Annotated in this window: 18 protein-coding genes; 11 read left to right on the forward strand and 7 right to left on the reverse strand. The window is 56.2% G+C overall.

Going from position 1 to position 20,023, the window contains the following annotated elements:
• Positions 1-36: 36 nt before the first annotated feature.
• Positions 37-1,932 (forward strand): DNA topoisomerase IV subunit B, encoded by a 1,896-nt coding sequence (parE, locus tag BTJ39_RS01890; protein ID WP_078000958.1) that lies wholly within the window; start codon positions 37-39, stop codon positions 1,930-1,932.
• A 141-nt stretch (positions 1,933-2,073) separates the two neighbouring features.
• Here parE and BTJ39_RS01895 read toward each other — a convergent pair whose 3' ends face one another.
• The 5 genes from BTJ39_RS01895 to BTJ39_RS01915 form a co-directional block, all read right to left on the reverse strand.
• Positions 2,074-3,342 (reverse strand): glycoside hydrolase family 27 protein, encoded by a 1,269-nt coding sequence (locus BTJ39_RS01895; protein ID WP_078000959.1) that lies wholly within the window; start codon positions 3,340-3,342, stop codon positions 2,074-2,076.
• A gap of 84 nt (positions 3,343-3,426) precedes the next feature.
• On the reverse strand, positions 3,427-4,332 hold the full coding sequence (locus BTJ39_RS01900) for a DMT family transporter (protein WP_241825849.1): 906 nt from the start codon (positions 4,330-4,332) through the stop codon (positions 3,427-3,429).
• Between the two features lies 1 nt (position 4,333).
• The gene (locus BTJ39_RS01905; protein WP_078000961.1) at positions 4,334-5,305 is read right to left on the reverse strand and encodes an N-acetylglucosamine kinase; all 972 of its coding nucleotides are present in this window, start codon (positions 5,303-5,305) and stop codon (positions 4,334-4,336) included.
• A gap of 21 nt (positions 5,306-5,326) precedes the next feature.
• On the reverse strand, positions 5,327-6,601 hold the full coding sequence (gene kbaZ, locus BTJ39_RS01910; RefSeq protein WP_078000962.1) for a tagatose-bisphosphate aldolase subunit KbaZ: 1,275 nt from the start codon (positions 6,599-6,601) through the stop codon (positions 5,327-5,329).
• Positions 6,602-7,044: 443 nt separating this feature from the next.
• Positions 7,045-7,683, reverse strand: coding sequence for a GntR family transcriptional regulator (locus tag BTJ39_RS01915; RefSeq protein WP_078000963.1), 639 nt, complete (start codon positions 7,681-7,683; stop codon positions 7,045-7,047).
• Positions 7,684-7,950: 267 nt separating this feature from the next.
• Between BTJ39_RS01915 and BTJ39_RS01920 the strand changes: the two genes are divergently transcribed.
• Genes BTJ39_RS01920 through BTJ39_RS01945 form a run of 6 tightly spaced genes read left to right on the forward strand, consistent with a single transcriptional unit; the run spans position 7,951 to position 14,929 of the window.
• Complete coding sequence (locus BTJ39_RS01920) at positions 7,951-8,841, forward strand: alpha/beta hydrolase family protein (RefSeq protein WP_078000964.1); 891 nt, start codon at positions 7,951-7,953, stop codon at positions 8,839-8,841.
• The gene (locus BTJ39_RS01925) at positions 8,838-9,950 is read left to right on the forward strand and encodes a C45 family autoproteolytic acyltransferase/hydrolase (protein WP_078000965.1); all 1,113 of its coding nucleotides are present in this window, start codon (positions 8,838-8,840) and stop codon (positions 9,948-9,950) included. Before BTJ39_RS01920 ends, BTJ39_RS01925 begins: the two co-directional genes overlap by 4 nt.
• Positions 9,951-9,961: 11 nt before the next feature.
• Positions 9,962-11,515 (forward strand): ABC transporter substrate-binding protein, encoded by a 1,554-nt coding sequence (locus tag BTJ39_RS01930; protein WP_078000966.1) that lies wholly within the window; start codon positions 9,962-9,964, stop codon positions 11,513-11,515.
• Positions 11,516-11,532: 17 nt separating this feature from the next.
• A complete protein-coding gene (locus tag BTJ39_RS01935; protein ID WP_078000967.1) occupies positions 11,533-12,474 on the forward strand; it encodes an ABC transporter permease in 942 nt (313 codons plus the stop codon).
• Positions 12,471-13,292 carry an ABC transporter permease gene (locus tag BTJ39_RS01940; protein WP_078000968.1) on the forward strand — a complete coding sequence of 274 codons (822 nt, stop codon included), beginning with the start codon at positions 12,471-12,473 and terminating at the stop codon, positions 13,290-13,292. The genes BTJ39_RS01935 and BTJ39_RS01940 overlap by 4 nt, the downstream gene beginning before the upstream one ends.
• A complete protein-coding gene (locus BTJ39_RS01945; protein WP_198412925.1) occupies positions 13,289-14,929 on the forward strand; it encodes a dipeptide ABC transporter ATP-binding protein in 1,641 nt (546 codons plus the stop codon). Before BTJ39_RS01940 ends, BTJ39_RS01945 begins: the two co-directional genes overlap by 4 nt.
• Before the next feature lie 549 nt (positions 14,930-15,478).
• Here the strand turns inward: BTJ39_RS01945 and BTJ39_RS24750 are convergent.
• Together BTJ39_RS24750 and BTJ39_RS01950 are read right to left on the reverse strand one after the other, a co-directional pair.
• Complete coding sequence (locus tag BTJ39_RS24750; RefSeq protein ID WP_176110173.1) at positions 15,479-15,637, reverse strand: hypothetical protein; 159 nt, start codon at positions 15,635-15,637, stop codon at positions 15,479-15,481.
• A 406-nt stretch (positions 15,638-16,043) separates the two neighbouring features.
• Positions 16,044-16,718: a TetR/AcrR family transcriptional regulator gene (locus tag BTJ39_RS01950; protein ID WP_078000970.1), complete on the reverse strand. Its 675-nt coding sequence runs from the start codon at positions 16,716-16,718 to the stop codon at positions 16,044-16,046.
• Between the two features lie 156 nt (positions 16,719-16,874).
• On the opposite strand from BTJ39_RS01950, the gene BTJ39_RS01955 reads away from it, so the two are divergent.
• The 4 genes from BTJ39_RS01955 (at position 16,875) to BTJ39_RS01970 (ending at position 20,020) form a co-directional block, all read left to right on the forward strand.
• The gene (locus tag BTJ39_RS01955; protein ID WP_078000971.1) at positions 16,875-17,912 is read left to right on the forward strand and encodes an NADP-dependent oxidoreductase; all 1,038 of its coding nucleotides are present in this window, start codon (positions 16,875-16,877) and stop codon (positions 17,910-17,912) included.
• Between the two features lie 15 nt (positions 17,913-17,927).
• Complete coding sequence (locus tag BTJ39_RS01960) at positions 17,928-18,671, forward strand: SDR family NAD(P)-dependent oxidoreductase (protein ID WP_078000972.1); 744 nt, start codon at positions 17,928-17,930, stop codon at positions 18,669-18,671.
• 99 nt (positions 18,672-18,770) lie between these two features.
• Complete coding sequence (locus BTJ39_RS01965) at positions 18,771-19,154, forward strand: ester cyclase (protein ID WP_078000973.1); 384 nt, start codon at positions 18,771-18,773, stop codon at positions 19,152-19,154.
• A 155-nt stretch (positions 19,155-19,309) separates the two neighbouring features.
• Entirely contained in the window at positions 19,310-20,020 is a 711-nt protein-coding gene (locus BTJ39_RS01970) for an SDR family NAD(P)-dependent oxidoreductase (protein ID WP_078000974.1), read from the forward strand.
• Positions 20,021-20,023 lie beyond the last annotated feature (3 nt).

The raw sequence follows: 20,023 nt of genomic DNA on the forward strand, positions 1-20,023 counted from the left end.
TGGCGGCTATTTTTTCTCCACTATCAGAAAGTTACGATGACTCAATCCAGCTATAACGCTGATTCCATCGAGGTACTCAGCGGCCTTGAACCCGTGCGACGCCGCCCGGGAATGTACACTGACACCACGCGCCCTAACCATCTCGGGCAGGAAGTGATTGATAACAGCGTAGATGAAGCGCTGGCCGGTCACGCCCAAAAGGTGGAGGTTATCCTTCATGCCGACCAGTCGCTGGAAGTGATTGACGACGGTCGCGGCATGCCGGTGGATATCCATCCGGAAGAGGGCGTTCCCGCAGTCGAACTGATTTTTTGTCGGCTGCACGCGGGCGGTAAATTTTCCAATAAGAATTACCAGTTCTCCGGCGGCCTGCACGGTGTCGGCATCTCGGTGGTCAACGCGTTATCGACGCGAGTGGAAGTCACTGTGCGCCGCAACAGCCAGGTTTATGACATGGCGTTTGAAAACGGCGACAAGGTGCAGGATCTGACGGTTACCGGCACGGTAGGCAAGCGTAATACCGGTACCCGCGTGCAGTTCTGGCCGGACAGCAAATTTTTCGATAGCCCGCGTTTTTCCGTCTCCCGCCTTTCTCATTTGCTGAAAGCGAAAGCGGTGCTCTGTCCGGGCGTCGAGATAGTTTTTAAAGATAACGTTAACAATACCGAACAGCGCTGGTGCTATGAAGACGGCCTGACCGATTATCTGTGCGAAGCGGTAAACGGTCTGCCGACGCTGCCGGAAAAACCGTTTGTCGGTAGCTACGCCGCAGACGTTGAAGCCGTTGACTGGGCCTTGCTCTGGCTGCCGGAAGGCGGCGAGCTGCTGACCGAGAGTTACGTTAACCTGATCCCCACTATGCAGGGCGGCACCCACGTTAACGGTCTGCGCCAGGGATTGCTGGATGCGATGCGTGAATTCTGCGAATACCGCAATATTTTACCGCGCGGCGTGAAGCTGTCGGCGGAGGATATCTGGGATCGCTGCGCCTACGTGCTTTCGGTAAAAATGCAGGACCCGCAGTTCGCCGGCCAGACCAAAGAGCGCCTGTCCTCGCGCCAGTGTGCGGCGTTCGTTTCCGGCGTGGTGAAAGACGCTTTCAGCCTGTGGCTGAATCAGAACGTTCAGGCCGCTGAACAGCTGGCCGAGCTGGCGATTTCCAGCGCTCAGCGCCGCATGCGCGCGGCGAAAAAAGTGGTGCGTAAGAAACTGACCAGCGGTCCGGCGCTGCCTGGCAAGCTGGCGGACTGCACCGCGCAGGATCTGGCAAAAACCGAGCTTTTCCTGGTGGAAGGTGATTCGGCCGGCGGTTCGGCTAAACAGGCGCGCGACCGTGAATATCAGGCGATTATGCCGCTGAAAGGCAAAATCCTTAACACCTGGGAAGTGTCATCTGATGAAGTGCTGGCCTCCCAGGAAGTTCATGATATTTCTGTGGCGATCGGCATCGATCCCGACAGTGAAGACCTCAGCCAGCTGCGCTACGGCAAGATCTGCATTCTTGCGGATGCCGACTCCGACGGCCTGCATATCGCCACGCTGCTGTGCGCGCTGTTTGTTAAACATTTCCGTTCGCTGGTGCAGCAGGGCCACGTCTACGTTGCCATGCCGCCGTTGTACCGAATTGATCTCGGCAAAGAGGTCTATTACGCCCTTGATGAAGCGGAAAAAGACGGCATTCTCGATCAGCTGAAACGTAAAAAAGGCAAGCCGGGCGTTCAGCGCTTTAAAGGGCTGGGTGAAATGAACCCGCCGCAGCTGCGGGAAACCACCCTCGATCCTAATACCCGCCGCCTGGTCCAGCTGGCGATCGACGATGGCGATATGGATGAAACGCTGCGGGTGATGGATATGCTTCTGGCGAAGAAGCGTTCTGAAGATCGGCGCAACTGGTTGCAGGAGTATGGCGACAAGGCAGACCTGGAAGCCTGATCGGGGCCTTCGCGCTAAGTGTTTGCCGGATTTGATCGGTGGTGGGGGAATCCCATTTCTGCGGGTTTTTATTGCCGCGGTTTTTTGGCCCGCAGTGCGGGCTAAGTTTCTGGTAAAAGAACCTTAGCCCGCGTCGATGTATCACCAGCCGCTGCGGATAACCAGCATTTTCGCTTCGTGGGACTGCACTTCCGCCTGATAGCTATCGCCGAAGGTACCGAGGTCCTTATGCTGCCACAGGTCGCGTACCATCACTTTCGTCCAGGGCAGGTCGAGATCCTGATGAAAGTTAAGCGTCATGTGTGCCGTCTGGCCGGAGCGATTAAGTAATGCCACCGCCCAGGAACCGTCAGCCAGCGGCTTGGCGAAGATCTGCAGGTCGCCGTTACTGACGTAGCGTTTAGCCTGTAAGCCCAGCGCATCCTGATTCAGCGCGATTATCTCCTTATTCTTCAGCGTATCCAGATCCTCTTTGGTCAGATTGTCGAGACTGGCGCCTATCAGCAGCGGCGAGCTGAGAATCGACCACATGCTGAAATGGGTACGATATTCCGTATCGGAGGCGCCGGTGCCGACCAGCTCTTTCGAGTGACCATGCAGGCCAATTATCAGCATGTCGTAATCGTTCCAGTGCCCTTTACCGCTGTACTGCTCCAGGCCGACACCGCGATCGATCATATCCAGCACGTCGAAATAGTAGCCTTCGCGATTGCCCGGATAGTTGAAGTCATCGCTGATATCCTGGCCAATACGCCACTGGTTGGCACCAACGCTGTTTCCCCACTGCCAGATGTTCTGCCAGCCGCAATGACAGGCGTGAAACACCACCGGCCGGCCGCTGGCCTGTAGCGCTTGCGACATATCGCCGAATACCTGCTTTAACACCTTCTGGCTGGCCTGCTGGTGGCTGCAGCAGGAGTCGTATTTCAGATGGTCGACTCCCCAGGAAGCAAACATCTTCGCGTCCGCTTTTTCGTTGCCCTGCGAGCCGGTATAGCCTGCACAGGTGGTATTGCCCGGCCCGCTATAAATACCCAGCTTCATCCCTTTTGCATGCGCATAATCCGCCAGGTATTTGATGCCACGCGGAAACTTCTTCTCATCAAAGACCAGCGGATGGTCGGCGCGTGAACCCTTATATTTTTGCCAGCCGTCATCAATATTGACATAGATATAACCGGCATCGCGTAATCCGGATGAGACCATGTTATCGATGGTGTCGATGATTATTTTTTCATTAATTCTGTCGCCATAATAGTTCCAGCTTGACCATCCCATCGGCGGCGTCTCGGCTAATATCTTCGGCGAGTATTTCTCGCCGTTTTTATCAGTAGATTCGCCGCCTGCATTTCCTGAAATTGCTATTCCGCTGTATAGCGCAATAAAGAACATTGCGTGGCAGAGTTTCATTTGCTTTATTCTCCAGAGGTATGCAGGTACGTAACGGCTCCCTGTGCAGGCACAGTAAATAAAATGTTTTCGCTAACTATTAAATCAGAGTGCGGCAGTCGCTTTTACAGCGTTAATTTTTTCCTCTGAATACACCATCATTGTCGAGCCGCTAATGGCCAGCACGATGCCGATAAATGCCCAGAACCCCGGCATTGACTGATAGATAATCAGCGAAAGAACCGCAGTCAGAACCGGCGCCAGCGCATTGGTGCATGGGGCGATAATCGTTGCTTTACCGCGCGACAGCGCCATCACCAGGCAGAGCGCGCCAACGGCGTTCAGCAGCTGAATAAACGCCGTGGAGAGGGTCGCCATCAGCGGATAAGAGGCCCCTTTGTCCGCCAGCATTAACCAGGCTACCGGCGCTAAAATGATGCCGGTCAGGGTCATATAGCCAAAGATGGAGCTGTCGTGAACGCCCTGATTGGCCGCCTGTTTCATAAAGAACGCCTGCACGCCCCAGGCAACGCAGATAAGCACCGAATAGACCAGCCACAGCAGGCCGTTAGCTTGCTGCCCGTCGCTACTGCTGATGCTGAAGGTCACAATCGACAGCAGTGCCAGCACGACGCCAATCGACCCCAGTTTATTTACCCGTTCTTTCAGCAATGCCAGCGACATGATGACGGTAATCGCCGGCGAAATAGAGATAATCGGGAACACCAGGTAAGCCGGCGCGCCCATCGCCAGCGTTTTAAACAGCAGCAGCTGCCCACCGGCGCCGGTGAAGCCAATCAGACAGCCATAAAAAATAGCTTTACCGGAGAAGTCAAAACGCTGGCCACGCAGGGCGAAATAGCAGGGAATCAGCATGGTTAGCGACCAGATAATATATATCCACTGATCCGGGTAGCCGTAATGCGTTGTTGGCCAGGCGCTAAACGCGCCCCACACGCCCCAGGTAACGACCACCATAAAGGTGTAAACAATCCAGCTTTTATTATTCACATCAACCCCCATGTACTGTCAGTTGTTTTAACGCCTGTCCGGAAAGTGGCGTACCATTTAATTTTGCCGCGTATATTGCTGCCCCCAGGCTTGGGGGATATTCAGGCAGAGAAATATGATAATTGCCGTTCAGCTTTGATAATTCGTAGGCAAAGGCTTCCAGAATAATGTCATTGCCTTTGAATACGCCGCCGGAATAAGAGACGCGGATATTCTCATTGGCGGCGAATCCCAGTGACGATCTCAGGGTATCGACCATCAGCGCCAGCTCATGGGCCGCCTGAAAAAATATTTCGCGGGTTTTTTTATCGCCGCCGGTTGCCGCTTCGCAGGCCAGCTGGGCCAGTGACGCGATTTTGCCGCGTTCTCCCTGCCACTGGTTAAACACCAGATCGCAGATATCCAGATCGTTGCCGCAGGGGTAGTGCTCATGTATCAAATCGTAGAGGATATCTTTCGTCAGGCGGCCATCCGCCATGCGTGAAAACAGGTTCAGTGCCTGACAGCCGATCCAGTAAGCGCTGCCTTCGTCGCTGAACAGCTCGCCCCAGCCGCCGCAGCGCGCCTTGCGGCCGCGCAGTTCGCCATAGGCGATCGAGCCGGTGCCAGAAACGATGTTAATGCCATCCTGGCAGCCGAGGCTGGCGGCCCAGCCGCAGATCATGTCGTTGTCGCAGCGGTAACGCTCCGTGCTCAGCAGCGCCTGGGGTATGGCGTCCAGACGGGCGACATCCGCAGACACTTCACCGTACGCCGGCAGGCCAAGAAAGGTGTACGTTATATCCGCCGGGGTGATCCCCGCCCGGCGACAGGTTTCTTCAATTCCTTTGAGTACGGTTTCCCGGGCTTTATCCATGCCGACGCCAAGGTAGTAACAGGTTGCCGATTCATGCCTTGCCAGCACTTCGCCGTCGCTGGTGATCAGCACGAATGCCGTTTTAGTTCCGCCGCCATCCACACCAAGAAAAATCATTGCATCATCTCCCAAAGTCTCTCAATGACAGGCTGCGGCATAGTCGCGCAATACGTCGGTTATCCGATCGCGTACCAGGGCCTGTGGTTCGTTGGCAAGCTGCTGCTGGCGTACGCGCAGGTACTGCTGCGGCAAATACTGGCTTAATAACGGCAGCGGAATTTCCTCGTCGGCAAGATTAGTCAGCAAGCGATCGACCGCCGCCTGCACCTGCTTGTCAGGCCAGTAATAACGCAGGCGATCGGAATAGCTATAATGACGTGAGAAGTGCTGTTGGCGATCGTTACCGGCATAATATTTCTGCCAGAAATTTGGCTGTGCCACCATGGTTTGTTCAAGGCAGGCGCGCAGATTGCTGCACTGCCCGGCGGGCAGCAGCTCGCGTTCGATATTCTCCAGCGCATACAGCGCTTCACGCAGGGCAAAGGTCAGGGCAGGGCCAACTTTCAGAATGGCAAAATGGCCGTCAACCAGCGCGCGATACGCCTGTGGGGTCTGGTAGTCCGTTGAATGGGCTTCAAACACCATGTGTGGGTAGTCATTGATGAACTGGCTGAGCGAGCGCGCTTTCTCCGGGATAAAATCAACCACCTCATCATGCGAAAATTCAACGCCCGGTTGAACCACAAGGCCAATAACTCGCGGCCAGATATCTTCCAGCTGTTGGCTGGCAAATGCCTGACGATGCGCCTCGATGGTCGCGCGCGCCGCCGCAACCTCGGTGACCTGCAGTTCATCCAGCGACTCCTGCGCGCCGCCGGGCACCGGCACTTCGGTGCCGATAACGTACACCAGATTCCGCTGGCCAAAATGCTCCTGGCTGGTTTGTTCACACACTTTCGCCAGCCTGGCCGCGCGTCCGGCGACGATTTCATCGCTTAGCGGCTGCGGGTCGCCCGCGCAGGACATACTGCAATCAAGATGGATTTTGCTAAAGCCGGCGGCCACATAGCATGCAACCAGCACGTCTGCTTTTTCCATCGCCTGCTCTGCTGGCAGGTGCTGCCAGCGATTGGGACCAAGATGATCGCCGCCAAGGATCAATCGCGCCGGGTCGAATGCCAGCGTTTTGGCTTGTTCGAGCAGACGCTGGTGAAAATCCTGTGGCGTCATGCCGGTGTAACCGCCTTCCTGATCGACCTGGTTCGATGTGGCTTCGACCAGCAGCAAATCGTTGCGCTCAATGGCAAAGCGCATTGCCGCCTCGATAGCCCACGGATGCGCCGAACACACCGAAGTGATGCCAACGCGTTCTCCCTGCTTATGTCTGGCAATAAGCCCTGATAAATCCGTCATGTTCGCCTCTTAATATTTCTTTGTCTTTCGTTTCATTTCGATTTAACTTTGATTGAACATAACGAAAGAAATAGAAAATAGCAATCGGCCTGTCATAGGATTAAAAAATGATAGTGAAAGATAGTGATCCTGTGCACAGTTTAAATGAAAGCAAAAGAAACTTTTTGCTCAGAGGCGAAGGGCGCACGGCGCAAAACGAAAGCACAAGACGGCTTACTGCCAGCGCTGAGTCAGTCGGAATTCACCTCAGCGCCTTTCAGCGATGTGGTTAAGGGCAGACTGCGCACCGGAAGGCGAAAATCAGCAAAGAAAGAGAACGAAAAGCGAAAGGAAAGGGGGGGAGGAGGTACGGACGATTGAGCAAAGCAAAGCGCCGGGCTGTCATAGCGCCAGCGGCAAACCCAGGCGCTGGCAGCAAAGCAGCGCCGGTAGCCGGACGGCGCTTAAACTCCGCTGCCCTGGCGGTCTTCAACCTGCAGGATATGCTCTTTTATCCGCGCTTCTAACAGAGCGGCGTCTTTCAGCCTGATGGCTTCTACGATGGCAAAGTGTTCAGCGGAAGATTTTAATATTCTTGCGTGGGATTTCCACTGGCCGATGGCGGCAGAAGGAACGCGGCTGCGAATATCGAAAATCAGCTCGATCAAATCCTTATTCGAGCAAGGCTTAAGCAGCGCGTGATGAAACTTTATATTGGCCTCAAAAAGCTGTAGCACGCTACCGTGGTAGACGTGGTTATCAAACAGCTGCGCGCAGGCTTCCAGTGCGCTAAATTCCGCAGCGGTGATGTTTTCAATGATATCTTTCGCGACGGCGGATTCCAGAATCGCCCTGATTTCAGAAATATTATTGCGCTGCTTTTCATCAAGCCGGTAAACGTGGTAGCCGCGATTCGGTACGTGCTGTACCAGCCGTTCGATCACCAGCTGGTCGAGTGCGCGGCGCACATCGTTGCGCGAACATGCATAGCGCTCGGCCAGCTCGATCTGTTTCAACCAGGTTCCGGGTAAAAACTTACCCATATTGATATCTGTTGCCAGCAGGGAGGCAACCTCATTCAGCGCGCTTTTATTCTGTTTCATTATGCCAACCTTCCTGATTCAGCGTCGTAACCGCATCGGCATTACCCATCGTCTGCAATATATTTTTCGGTATCTCAGTAAGTTAACCAATTTTAGCTTAATACCTGCAGCTGGCGGCAGAAAATTTTTTACCCGCTGATGGCGGCTTACAGATTTGAATTGTGACACACACCATAACTTTTGTGAATAGATTGTTAATTATATTGGCGCCAATTTTGGTAATGTGATTGACTAGAAATAAAGCAACCCATTATTGCAAGGCCACCAATGAGCGAATTAATTGAATCTAAAGAAAAAACAGGCGAAGAGCGTGATAATCAGGCGGCGCGTAATCTGCAGCTTTACTATCGCGGCAGCACCACCATTTTCTCTTCACGCCACGACCCGCGCTTTCAGTTTTGCATGTATGTGCCGCCAGATTTTGACCAGAACAAAAATGATTACCGGCTGCTGATTGCGGTGCATGGGACCGGCCGGGCGATGGTGCAGTATCGCGACGCTTTTGCTGAATTCGCGCGCTACAACCGTTGCGTTGTTCTGGCGCCGCTATTTCCGGTCGGCCCGCTGGGTGACGGTAACTCACACGGTTTTAAATACATCATCGAGCAGGACCTGCGCTATGACCAGATTCTGCTCGCGATGGTGGAAGAAATCAGCAGCTCGCTGAATCATGATTTTGGCCGCTTTCTGCTGTTTGGCTATTCAGGCGGCGGCCACTTTGTCCATCGCTTCCTGTTTATTCATCCGGAGAAAGTGCTGGCCGTGTCTATTGGCGCGCCCGGCTCCGTGACGCTGCTGGATGAAGACAAAGAGTGGTGGGTCGGCGTTAAGAATTTTGCGGCGCTGTTTGGCAAGCCGCTGAATTATGAGGCGTTAAAGCAGGTTTATGTTCAGCTGGTGGTGGGCAAAGTCGACATTGAAACCTGGGAAATCACCCACCGGCCTGGCGGGCGTTACTACCTGCCGGGCTGTAACGATGCCGGCGTCACGCGCATTGAACGTAATACCTCTTTGCTAAACAGCCTGCGATCCCACGGGGTGAATGCCGTGCAGAATATCGTGCCAAACGTTGGCCATGACGGAGTTAAAGTTGTTGATCAGGTTAAAGATTTTTTCTTTAGCGTACTTGAGCGCGTCAATGCAGGAGAGAAACAATGACCCAGCCATTTCCCCTGATTGAAATTTCAGGTTCACCGTTTGAACGGGGCTGCCAGTACGGTGAGCAGGCAAAGGATCGTATTCACGCCAGCGTGGCTATCTACGGTGACCAGCTGGAAACGCTGGGGGTTAGCGGCGATCAGCGTCATCAGCTTATCGAAGTATTCCGCCAGGCGATTGCTCAGTTCGACCCGGCCTATGTTGAAGAGATGCGCGGTATTGCCGAAGGCGCGGGCGTCAGCTTTGAGTCTATCGTGATGATTAACGCGCGTACCGAGGTCATTGCGCAGGCCAGACGGCAGAAAGAGCAGGACGACGTGCATGACGAATCAATCAAAGATGGCTGCACCGGAGCGCTGATCCTGCCGCAGCGCAGCGAGAGCGGCAAGCTGATCCACGGGCAGAACTGGGACTGGCGCGCCGAGTGCGCAGAAACCTCGGTGGTGGTCAAAATCGCCCGCGATGACGGTCCTGATATCCTGACCTTTGTTGAAGCCGGTGGACTGGCGCGCAGCGGTATGAACAGCGCCGGCATCGCGATTACCGCCAACTACCTGCGCTGCGAGCGCGACTATCGCCAGCGCGGCGTGCCGCTGTCGCTGATTCGGCGCAAGGCGCTGGAGCAGCAGCATTTCGCTCTGGCGCTGCGCGCGGTGGCGAGCACGCCCAAATCCTGCTCCAACAACATGATGCTCAGCCATAAAGAGGGGGTGGCGATTAACTTCGAATGTGCGCCGGACGAGAGTTTCACCCTGTATCCCGAAAACGGTCTGCTGGTGCACGCCAATAACTGGGTAACGGCAGCGGCGCTGGCCAAAATCCGCGAAGAGGGGATTTCAACCTCGCCGGATACTCTTTACCGCCGCTGGCGGGTGACTGAATTACTCAACCAGAAAGATAAGCTTAATCAGCAAGATTTAAAAAACGCCTTTTTCGATGATTTTGGCACGCCTTACTCGGTATGCCGTCCGCCACGCCCGGGATTTAACAGCGACCTGTCTGCCACCGTCGCCATGATCGTCATGACGCCGGCAGATGGGGTTATGGATGCCGTGCCCCTTCCGGCGCTCAACAAGGTTTTCACGCGCTATACGCTCAACTGTGATTAATGAGGGTTACTATGAAAAAGATAATATCTGGCGCGCTGGCAACGCTTTCGCTGCTTGGCTCCACCCAGCTGCAGGCCGCTGACAGTAAAGTAATTAATTTTGCACTTAATCAGGATATCCGCAGCGATCAGCCGGGGGTAAACCGCGACGGCAACACGGATGATGTGCTGAATCACGTTGTTGAGGGACTGGTAGGTTATCGCGAGGATGGCACGGTCGGGCCAATGCTGGCCGATAAATGGGACGTGGGCGACGGCGGTAAAAGCTACATCTTCCACCTGCGTCATGGCGTCAAGTTTCATAACGGCGACAGTCTGACGGCAAAAGACGTGGTTTGGAGCTGGCAGCACTGGAACGATCCTAAAACGCAGTGGCGCTGCGTGCATGAGTTTGACGGCAGCGGCTTGATTCACGTTACCAACGTCAGCGCGCCGGATGATTACACCGTGGTGATGACGCTGGAAAAACCGGCGGCGCTGTTTCTCGACACCCTGGCCCGTAACGACTGCGGCCAAACAGCGATTGTCAGCCCGAAATCTGTCGGCCCGGACGGCAAGTGGTTGAAACCTGTCGGCACCGGTCCCTTCACCTTTGCGCAATGGAAGCACGGGGAATATGTCTCCCTGAAGCGCTTCGATCAGTACAGCGCGCGACCGGGCCAGCCGGACGGCTTCGTCGGCGGTAAGAAAGCGCTGGTTGATGAAGTCCGGTTTATGGTCGTGCCTGATGCCGCCACGGTAAAAGCCGGGCTGGTTTCCGGCGCCGTGGACCTGGCGCAGGTCAGTCCGATTGACGGTAGCGATCTGAAAAAAAATCCTGATATCAAGCTGGAAGTGGCGCCAAATGCCCAGCGACACGTCCTGCTGATTCAGACCAATGACCCGCTGTTGAAGAATCCCAAAATGCGTCTGGCCATTGCCTCGGCTCTGGACAGTGAACAGATTGCCACCGGCACCAGCCAGGGGATGGCGAAAGCCTCCAACTCGAATATTTCCACCGCTTCCGCCTTTTATAAAGACGCAGAAAAGCAGGGCTATAAATACGATCCCGCCCGCGTTGCTCAGCTGCTGAAAGAAGCCAACTATAAAGGCGAGACGATCGATATTATCGCCAATAAGCGCTCGACCGTTCCCAGCTACGACATGGCGATTATCATCCAGGCGATGCTGCAGGCTGCCGGCATCAACGCCAAAGTTTCCACCATGGAATGGGCCACGCAGCTTGAGCGCTATCAGGCCGGTCGCTACCAGATGATGACCTTTACTTACTCCGCGCGCTTTAACCCGGCGCTGGCGTTTGAACAAATCGTCGGCGATAAGAGCAAACAGTCGCGCAAAGTCTGGGGCGATCCTCAGGCTATCGCCCTGACCGATCAGCTCGGCGAAACGGACGATCAGCAAAAGATCCAGTCGCTGACCGATCAACTGCATAAGCTGATGATCGAGCAGACGCCGCTGATTGTGTTCTACCCCGGCCTCGACATCGTTGCGCATCGCAAGTCCATTACCGGTTACAAAGCTTGGCTGGCCGCTTCGGCAAGGCTGTGGAACGTCGAAAAATCCTGAAAGGGTGAGGGGTAAATATGTTTCAGTTTCTGTGTACGCGGATTCTGACCGCCATACCGACGCTGTTTCTGGTGATGATTCTGGTGTTTTTACTCACCAGAATGGTGCCGGGCGACCCCGCGTTGCTGATGCTTGGCGATATGGCATCGGAACAGACCCTGGCCGACCTGCGCCATACCATGGGATTAGATCAAAGCCTGGTCAGCCAGTTTGTTATTTGGTTCAGTCATATCTTCCAGGGTGACTTTGGCCATTCGATTCAAAATGGCCAGGCGGTGTTACCGCTGATCCTGCAGCGCTTTAGTGTGACGCTGAGCGTCGTGCTGGCGGCCATTGTTATCGCGTCGCTGCTGGCGGTGCCCGCAGGCATGCTGGCCGCATGGAAACAGAACTCCCGACTGGATATCGGCGTGGTGACCGCGGCGACCCTGCTGTTGTCGATTCCCAGCTTCTGGATGGGGCTGCTGATCCTGATGGCTTTCGGCCTGCAACTCGGCTGGCTACCGGTGGTGGGTTACGTTTCGGTCGCTGATAACTTTGAAAAAGGCATGCTTTATCTGCTGATGCCGGTCGCCACGCTGGTGCTGGTGGAGGTCGGTGCGCTGGTGCGGATGATGCGCGCCAGCACCCTCGAAGTGCTGCGGCTGGATTATGTCTCACACGCCCGTGCCAAGGGGCTGCGCGAGCGAACCGTGCTGTCGCGGCACGTGTTCCCTAACGCTTTTGGCCCGACCTGGACGCTGATCGGCCTGACCATGGGCCACTTGCTGAGCGGCGTCGCGGTGACAGAAACCGTATTTAGCCTGCCGGGTTTAGGGCGGCTGCTGGTCGATGCGATTTATGCCCGCGACTATCCGGTTATCCAGGGCTGCATGCTGTTTATCGCCGCGCTTTACGTGTTGATAAACCTGACCGTCGATGCGCTGTATCCGCTGTTTAATCCGAGGGTAACCGCATGATCAGAAGAAAAATAACCCTTGCGCCGAATGCCCTGGTCGGCGGCGTTTTGATCGCTATCGTGGCGCTGGCAGGGCTGATCGGTTTTATCTGGACGCCTTACGATCCGGGACGGATTAATATTTTGGCCCGCCTGCAAGGTCCCGAAGCCGGGCACTGGTTCGGCACCGATGAGTTTGGTCGCGATGTTATGAGTCGACTGCTGGCCGGCGCCAGCGCCAGCCTCTCAATTTCGTTAACCACCGTTGCCTTTGCGCTGGTGCTGGGGATTACTTTCGGGCTGATCAGCGGCTATCTGCGCGGCATCACCGACCGCATCATTATGATGATTACCGACACTCTGCTGGCGTTTCCGGGCATTCTGCTGGCGCTGGGGCTGCTGAGCATCGTTGGTAATAATCGTTACGGCATCGTGTTTGCCCTCGGGCTGGCTTACACCCCGGCGGTGATCCGTATTATGCGCGGTACGGTGATGGGGCTGCGCGAAGCCGAGTTTGTTACCGCTTCGCGGGTGATTGGTCATAACGAGCTGACCATTCTGCGCCGCCACGTGCTGCCTAACTGCATCGCACCGCTGACGGTACTGGCAACCTCAATGCTGGGATGGGTGCTGATAGCCGAAAGTGCGCTCTCCTTTCTTGGACTCGGCGTACCGCCGCCGGAACCGACCTGGGGAAATATGCTGGCCGCCAGCCGTACTTATCTGGCGCAGGCGCCCTGGCTGGCTTTGCTGCCCGGCGCCTGTATTTCTCTGGCGCTGCTGGGGGTTAATTTGCTTGGCGATGCGCTGCGAGACTATCTGGACCCGAGGATGCAATGATGAATAACGCCCCATTATTAAGCGTCAATCAGCTCAGGGTCAGCGTTGCGGACCGTGACGTGGTAAAAGGCATTAGCTTCGAGCTACAAGAGCGCGAAGTGCTGGCCGTCGTGGGCGAGTCGGGCAGCGGTAAAACGCTGGCGATGCGCTCGCTGATCGATTTACTGCCGGTGAGCGTCAGCGCCGAGGCCGTCAGCATGACCTTTGACGGCCAGGATATTAATCATCTCAGCCCGGAGCAGTGTCGGATGCTGCGCGGGGCGGGCATCGGTATGATATTTCAGGAGCCGATGACCTCGTTAAATCCGGCGTTGACCATCGGTCAGCAGCTGGAAGAGGGGCTGGTATTACATACTGACCTGAGCCAGCAGGCGCGGCGCGCAAAGATCATTGCCATGCTGGAGCGGGTGGGGTTAATGCAGGCGGAAAACCTGCTCGGCAAATATCCCCATGAGTTTTCCGGCGGTATGCGCCAGCGCGTGATGATCGCCTCGGTGATGCTGCTGGAACCGAAGCTGATCATTGCTGATGAGCCAACCACCGCGCTCGACGTGCTGGTGCAGCACGAAGTGATGGAGCTGATGCTGGCATTAACCGCGCAGAAAGGCAGTGCGGTGATCCTGATTAGCCACGATCTGTCGATGGTGGCGAATTACGCTTCACGCATTATGGTGATGGAAAACGGTGAAATCGTTGAGCAAAACAAAACCGTTGAGCTACTGGCAAGTCCACAGCATCCCTACACGCGCCGGCTGCTTGAAGCCTTGCCGGTAAGAAAACCGGCGCCTGACCGGCAAAAGCTGCTGGCCGCCGAAAGTATCATTGTCCTGAAGAATATCAATATTCATTACCACGGTCGTAAAGCCTGGTTTCGCTTTGCGCAAAGCACCCACGCGGTGAAAGATGTCAGCTTCAACGTGCGCAGCGGCGAAACCGTCGCGCTGGTCGGCGCCAGCGGGTCGGGCAAAACTACGTTGGGTAAGCTGATCGCCGGCACGCTGGCGGCCAGCAGCGGGGAGATGCTTTTTCGCGGCCTGAATGTCAACACCAAAGGTAAAGCGCTCGCCAGAGACTGGCGCCGGCAGTGCCAGATGATTCAGCAGGATCCGTTCTCATCGCTCAACCCGCGCATGCAGATAAGCCAGATCCTCGAAGAGCCGCTGCTACTGGTTGATACCATGAACAAAAGCGCCCGCAGTGCCAGGGTGCGTGAAGTGATTAACGAAGTGGGGCTGGGCGAACTGTTCCTTAACCGCTACCCGCACCAGCTGTCCGGCGGGCAGCGCCAGCGGGTGGCCATTGCCCGCGCCATTATCCGTCGACCGCTGTTTATCGTCGCCGATGAGCCGACGTCAGCTCTGGATATGACGGTGCAAAAGCAGATCCTCGTTTTGTTGAAAAGTTTGCAGGAAAGCTATCAGTTTGCCTGTTTGTTTATCACCCATGATTTAGGGGCGGTAGAGCAGATCGCCGATCGCATTATGGTGATGGATAAGGGGATAATTATTGAGAGCGGGTGGAGCAATGATGTACTGGATGCGCCGACCCAGTCTTACACGCAAAGGCTAATTGACTGCCTGCCGATGCTCAAGCCTCTGGCAAGCGGCGGCTATCAGGTACAGAAAAAGAGCGCCTGAGCCGCTAAAGGCTTTATTCCCGCGTACTACGCGATGCTCTGCTGTGAGTACGCCGCGCCGGTCGCAGAAGGCCCGTCAGCTTTCCGCACCGGCGCAAGCACGTCCGTGTGATGATGGCGTGCAAACGGCAGACCCTCATTGTTGCATGCCCGGTCCCCAGGTCGCAGAAGGCCCGTCAGCTTTCCGCACCGGCACAAGCACGTCCGTGTGGCCTGACGCACAGCCATCCCTGGCCGCGAGCCTGCTGAAATCAGCCGGGCCTTCTCCTCCCCCGTAAACTTCTTCATCGCTTTAGTAAAAAAACCAAGTCTGCGCCGGACTGAATACCGGTAACCTGTCTTTTGCTTTTTAATAAAAAACGGATGCCGTTTCCCACAAACCTGTATCAACAGGCTTTTCTGCGCCGAACGAATGAAGCCCGCCAGGGTGAGCCGCAGGGAGGCGGCGAAAGTAAGCGCTGCGTCGGGAACGCATCGCGAACGGCCCGTACGGCGGGCTACATGCGTGAGGGAAGGGCGCAGCCACGCAGAAACTGCCGGAAGTCCGGGGTCAAGGGACCATGACGTTTGATGGCCCCTTGCCGGTCGCCCGCAGCGGCGGGCAAATATGCCACTCGCCGCACAGGCGAACGGAATACTTCACCGCAGGTGAAATAAGCCACCCGCCTGCCAGGCGGAACAACCCACCGTAGGTGAAGAAATCAGCCACCCGTCATAACGCCGTTATCGATTAAAAACGGATGCCGTTTCAGCAACCCTGTACCAACAGGCTTTTCTGCGCCGAGCGAATGAAGCCCGCCAGGGTGAGCCGCAGGGAGGCGGCGAAAGTAAGCGCTGCGTCGGGAACGCATCGCGAACGGCCCGTACGGCGGGCTACATGCGTGAGGGAAGGGCGCAGCCACGCAGAAACTGCCGGAAGTCCGGGGTCAAGGGGCCATGACGTTTGATGGCCCCTTGCCGGTCGCCCGCAGCGGCGGGCAAATAAGCCACTCGCCGCGCAGGCGAACGGAACAACCCACCATGGGTGAAATAAACCACCCGCCTGCCCGGCGGAACAACCCACCGTAGGTGAAATAAGTCGGGCAGGCAGGGAGGGATAACCCCCGCGTCCGGATTCAAAGGGCCGTGGCGCCAGACGGCCCCCCCATCAGGTTATCCCAGCCGGCCATCGCCACCTGCACCATGCCGCGGAGCTCGGCGCTGCTGACGCCGTCGCGCGCCAGAATCGACATGCCGTTTTGCAGCGTCTGAACGAAGCGGGCCAGCGCCGGAATATCGCTATCGGCGGGAATTTCTCCTTGTTCAACGGCCTGCTGCAGGCGTGTTTTCAACCGCTCAAAGGTCATTGATCTGGCGGTGCGCACAATATCGCCTAGCAGGGGATGCCCCTCGCTGCCTGCCGCCGAAAGGGTCACCATGCAGCCGTTGGGAATATCGCAAACGTCGCCGGTTAAAGTCAGGGCTGAGTCTGTCAGCAGGCATTCTACCGCCTCACGTGCGCTGTCGGCGGCAAAAAAACCGCGCCACACCAGCGCGTCATAGCGGGTGCGATAATAATCCAGCGCCTCAACGTACAGCATTTCCTTTGAGCCAAATGCGGCGTACAGGCTGGGGGATCCGATCCCCATGGCTTTGGTGAGATCGGATATCGAGGTGGCCTCATAGCCCTTCTGCCAGAACAGACGGGTTGCTTTTGCCAGCGCCGCTTGCCGGTCAAATGCCCGTGGGCGACCGCGTGGCTGCGATGAGGCTGATTTAGCGGTCAGTGCCGTGTTTTCTGATTTCTGCATCGAACGTTATATAAACCCATTGACAGCTTTCTGCAAGCCTTTTAGCATTTCTGTGTCGATCACTACATAATGTTTTGACGCGGCAAATTAAGCTGCCACGACGACCGTAAAGGCGTCCTGCCTGCGACAACCAGACTCACTAACCAGGAAAATGAAATGGCTTCCAGTTTAAACCGGCAGTTTGTGATTGCCGCTCGCCCGCAGGGGAAAGCGAAACTGAGTGATTTTCAGCTAACGCAGCGGCCGCTATCTGCTCCACAGGATGGCGAGGTTTTATTTCGTAATCAGCTGATTTCTATCGATCCGTATCAGCGCAATTTGATGGGTAACGCCTCCAGCGAGCTGCCGCCTGTCGAGTTAGGACAGCCGATGCCCGGCCCGACCGTAGCCGTGGTTGAACAAAGTAAAAACGCCGATTTTGCGCCAGGCGATCGGGTGATCAGCTGGTCAGGCTGGCAGGAGTATGGCCTGTCTGATGGCAGCGACCTGCAAAAAGTGGCGCTGCAAGGCGCTCCGCTAACAGCGGCCCTGGGGGTTCTGGGCCATACCGGCCTGACCGCCTGGGTCGGTATGCGTAAATTTCTTAATGCGAAACCCGGCGGCACCCTGGTGGTGACTGCGGCGGCAGGATCGGTAGGCTCGCTGGCGGCTCAGCTGGCGAAGCGGGACGGCCTGCGGGTGGTCGGCATTGCCGGCGGTGCCGAAAAGGTAAACTATCTGCGCGAACAGCTGGGACTGGATGACGCCGTTGACTACAAATCGCCTGACTTTGCCGAACGATTGGCGCTGGCGCTGCCGCAGGGGCTGGATGCCTTGTTCGATAATGTCGGCGGCGATATGTTCGAAGCGCTGATGCCCTTTTTTAATCTCCATGCCCGCATCGTTATCTGCGGCACCATCGCCCAGTATGACTTTCCTGGCGCCGCCGCTGGCCCCAACCGCCTGCCGGAGCTGCTGAAATCGTTTCTTTATCGCTTCATTGAAATTCACGGATTCGCCGTTCCCGATCACTTTGCCTGCTACCCGGATTTCCTTGCCGAAGTCGCTCCGCTGGTCGCGCAGGGCAAGATCAAATACAGCGAAGAGTTGGTTGATGGCTTTGAAAATATCCCGGACGCTTTTATGCGTTTATTTGATGGTCGTAATCGCGGCAAGCTGATCGTCAGAGTCGATCAGGATACCCCCGCAAGCTAAATGAGGAGAAGCACCATGAACGAACTACAAGGTAAACGTGCGCTGGTGACCGGCGCTTCACGCGGCATTGGCGCCGGCATCGCGCTGGCGCTGGCGAAAAAGGGCGCTGATGTGGCAATCACCTACGAACATGCGGCCGATCGCGCCGCCGGGGTGGTCAGGGCGATTGAAAAGACCGGCCGGCGTGGATTTGCCATTCAGGCCGACAGCGCCGATGCCGAAGCGGTGCAGCGCTCGGTCGAGCAGGCGGTTAACCAGCTTGGCGGCCTGGATATTCTGGTCAACAATGCTGGTATCGCTCGCCTTGGCGGACTGGACGAGCTCAGCCTTGCCGATATTGATGCGTTGCTCAATGTTAATATCCGCTCGGCGATACTGGCTTCACGCGCGGCTATTCCTCATCTGGGACAGGGAGGACGCATTATTACCACCGGATCGAGCACCGCTGAGCGCGTTCCCCAGCCGGGCCTGACTATGTATGCGCTGACGAAATCGGCACTCCTTTCTTTTACTCGCGGGTTAGCGCGCGATCTGGGTCCAAAAGGGATAACGGTAAACCTGCTGCAGCCTGGTCCGGTTGATACCGATATGAATCCGGCCAGCGGCGGTGAGTTTGCTGAAGAAAATCGGCGTCTGACGGCGCTTGGTCGCTACGGCACACCGGACGAAATCGGCGCGACCGTGGCGTTTCTTGCCAGTCCGGCGGCCAGCTACCTGACCGGCTCAGCGATTACGGTTGATGGCGGTTTTAACGCCTGAAGCTTGCTGTCTGATACCGGCCCACAGTGGCCGGTTGTCTACACTTATATGGCGGTTAAAGTTAACGCTCCGGGTTTACTCTCTGCATAAGGAATCGTCATGGATCTACGCCGCTTCTACCATGGATATATCGCCTGCCTGAACCAGCAGAACTGGGATGCGCTGGGACAATATGTTGCGCCGGAGGTGCGCCACAATCAGCGTCCGCTAGGGCTGGCGGGCTACCGGGCGATGCTGATAAAAGATTTTCAGGATATCCCCGACCTGCGTTTTGTGGTGGAAACGCTGGTCTGCGAACCGCCGCTGATCGCCGCCAGACTGGCGTTTAACTGCACGCCCTCTAAGCAGTTTTTAGGACTGGATATTAACGGACGGCGCCTGTCATTTGCCGAGAATGTATTTTATCAGCTGCAAAACGACAGGATCATTGCCGTGCAGTCGGTAATAGATAAAGCCGCAATCGAGCAGCAAATCTCCCCTTGAGCGTTATTCCGCGCGGCCCGCACCTGATACATGGCGTCTGATGCAATGTATTAATGCAAGTGCTGCGTCTTCCGCCCTCTCACTATGCCGATTATATTGCTTAAAAAGCGGCCGGCAAAAACGCTTAAGGCTGCATATTCGCGGAGATTAAACCTATGGCACCTGACAACAGCGTTAAACATATTCTCATCGTCGGCGCCTCGCGCGGCCTTGGTCACGCGCTGGCGGCGGAGTTTTTACAACACGGCTGGAGGGTTACTGGCACCGTGCGCGCCGGTGGTCAAAAAACGCCGCTGCATCAGCTGGCGGAGAGCTATCCCGATCGGCTGACGATTGAAACCCTGGATATTTGCCTGCCTCAGCAGCTTGAGACGCTGCATGACCGCATGACCGGTTCGGCATTCGACATGCTGTTTGTCAACGCCGGCACCACCAACAGAGATCCGAGCCAGACCATCGGTGAGGTATCTACTGACGAATTTATGCAGGTGATGCTGACCAACGCGTTGTCGCCAATGCGGGTGATTGAACGACTGGAGAAGTATGTCGCCAACAAGGGTCTTATCGGCGTGATGTCCTCCGGGCAGGGCAGTATTGCCAACAATCTGAACGGCCAGCGCGAACTGTATCGCGGCAGTAAAGCGGCGCTGAATATGTTTATGCGTAGCTTCGCTGTTCGTCAGTCTGACAGCGACAGAGCGTTGGTTACCGTGGCACCGGGCTGGATTAAAACCGAGCTGGGCGGGGCGGATGCGCCGCTGACCATTGAAGAAACCATCCCCAGCCTGGTGAAGGTGCTGTTGGATAAATGGCAGCGGCCGGGGCTTGAGTATCTTGATTATCTCGGTCGCACCGTGCCCTGGTAAAGG

The organism is Izhakiella australiensis (assembly GCF_002006995.1).
Lineage (GTDB): Bacteria > Pseudomonadota > Gammaproteobacteria > Enterobacterales > Enterobacteriaceae > Izhakiella > Izhakiella australiensis.

Excerpts from the sequence above, each read along its gene's own strand:
- BTJ39_RS01895 (WP_078000959.1), bottom strand. The coding sequence starts at position 3,342 with ATGAAACTCTGCCACGCAATGTTCTTTATTGCGCTATACAGCGGAATA.
- BTJ39_RS01950 (WP_078000970.1), bottom strand. The coding sequence starts at position 16,718 with ATGCAGAAATCAGAAAACACGGCACTGACCGCTAAATCAGCCTCATCG.
- BTJ39_RS01965 (WP_078000973.1), top strand. The coding sequence starts at position 18,771 with ATGGATCTACGCCGCTTCTACCATGGATATATCGCCTGCCTGAACCAG.
- BTJ39_RS01915 (WP_078000963.1), bottom strand. The coding sequence starts at position 7,683 with ATGAAACAGAATAAAAGCGCGCTGAATGAGGTTGCCTCCCTGCTGGCA.
- kbaZ (WP_078000962.1), bottom strand. The coding sequence starts at position 6,601 with ATGACGGATTTATCAGGGCTTATTGCCAGACATAAGCAGGGAGAACGC.
- BTJ39_RS01960 (WP_078000972.1), top strand. The coding sequence starts at position 17,928 with ATGAACGAACTACAAGGTAAACGTGCGCTGGTGACCGGCGCTTCACGC.
- BTJ39_RS01955 (WP_078000971.1), top strand. The coding sequence starts at position 16,875 with ATGGCTTCCAGTTTAAACCGGCAGTTTGTGATTGCCGCTCGCCCGCAG.
- parE (WP_078000958.1), top strand. The coding sequence starts at position 37 with ATGACTCAATCCAGCTATAACGCTGATTCCATCGAGGTACTCAGCGGC.
- BTJ39_RS01935 (WP_078000967.1), top strand. The coding sequence starts at position 11,533 with ATGTTTCAGTTTCTGTGTACGCGGATTCTGACCGCCATACCGACGCTG.
- BTJ39_RS01920 (WP_078000964.1), top strand. The coding sequence starts at position 7,951 with ATGAGCGAATTAATTGAATCTAAAGAAAAAACAGGCGAAGAGCGTGAT.
- BTJ39_RS01970 (WP_078000974.1), top strand. The coding sequence starts at position 19,310 with ATGGCACCTGACAACAGCGTTAAACATATTCTCATCGTCGGCGCCTCG.
- BTJ39_RS01925 (WP_078000965.1), top strand. The coding sequence starts at position 8,838 with ATGACCCAGCCATTTCCCCTGATTGAAATTTCAGGTTCACCGTTTGAA.
- BTJ39_RS01945 (WP_198412925.1), top strand. The coding sequence starts at position 13,289 with ATGATGAATAACGCCCCATTATTAAGCGTCAATCAGCTCAGGGTCAGC.
- BTJ39_RS01940 (WP_078000968.1), top strand. The coding sequence starts at position 12,471 with ATGATCAGAAGAAAAATAACCCTTGCGCCGAATGCCCTGGTCGGCGGC.
- BTJ39_RS01905 (WP_078000961.1), bottom strand. The coding sequence starts at position 5,305 with ATGATTTTTCTTGGTGTGGATGGCGGCGGAACTAAAACGGCATTCGTG.
- BTJ39_RS01930 (WP_078000966.1), top strand. The coding sequence starts at position 9,962 with ATGAAAAAGATAATATCTGGCGCGCTGGCAACGCTTTCGCTGCTTGGC.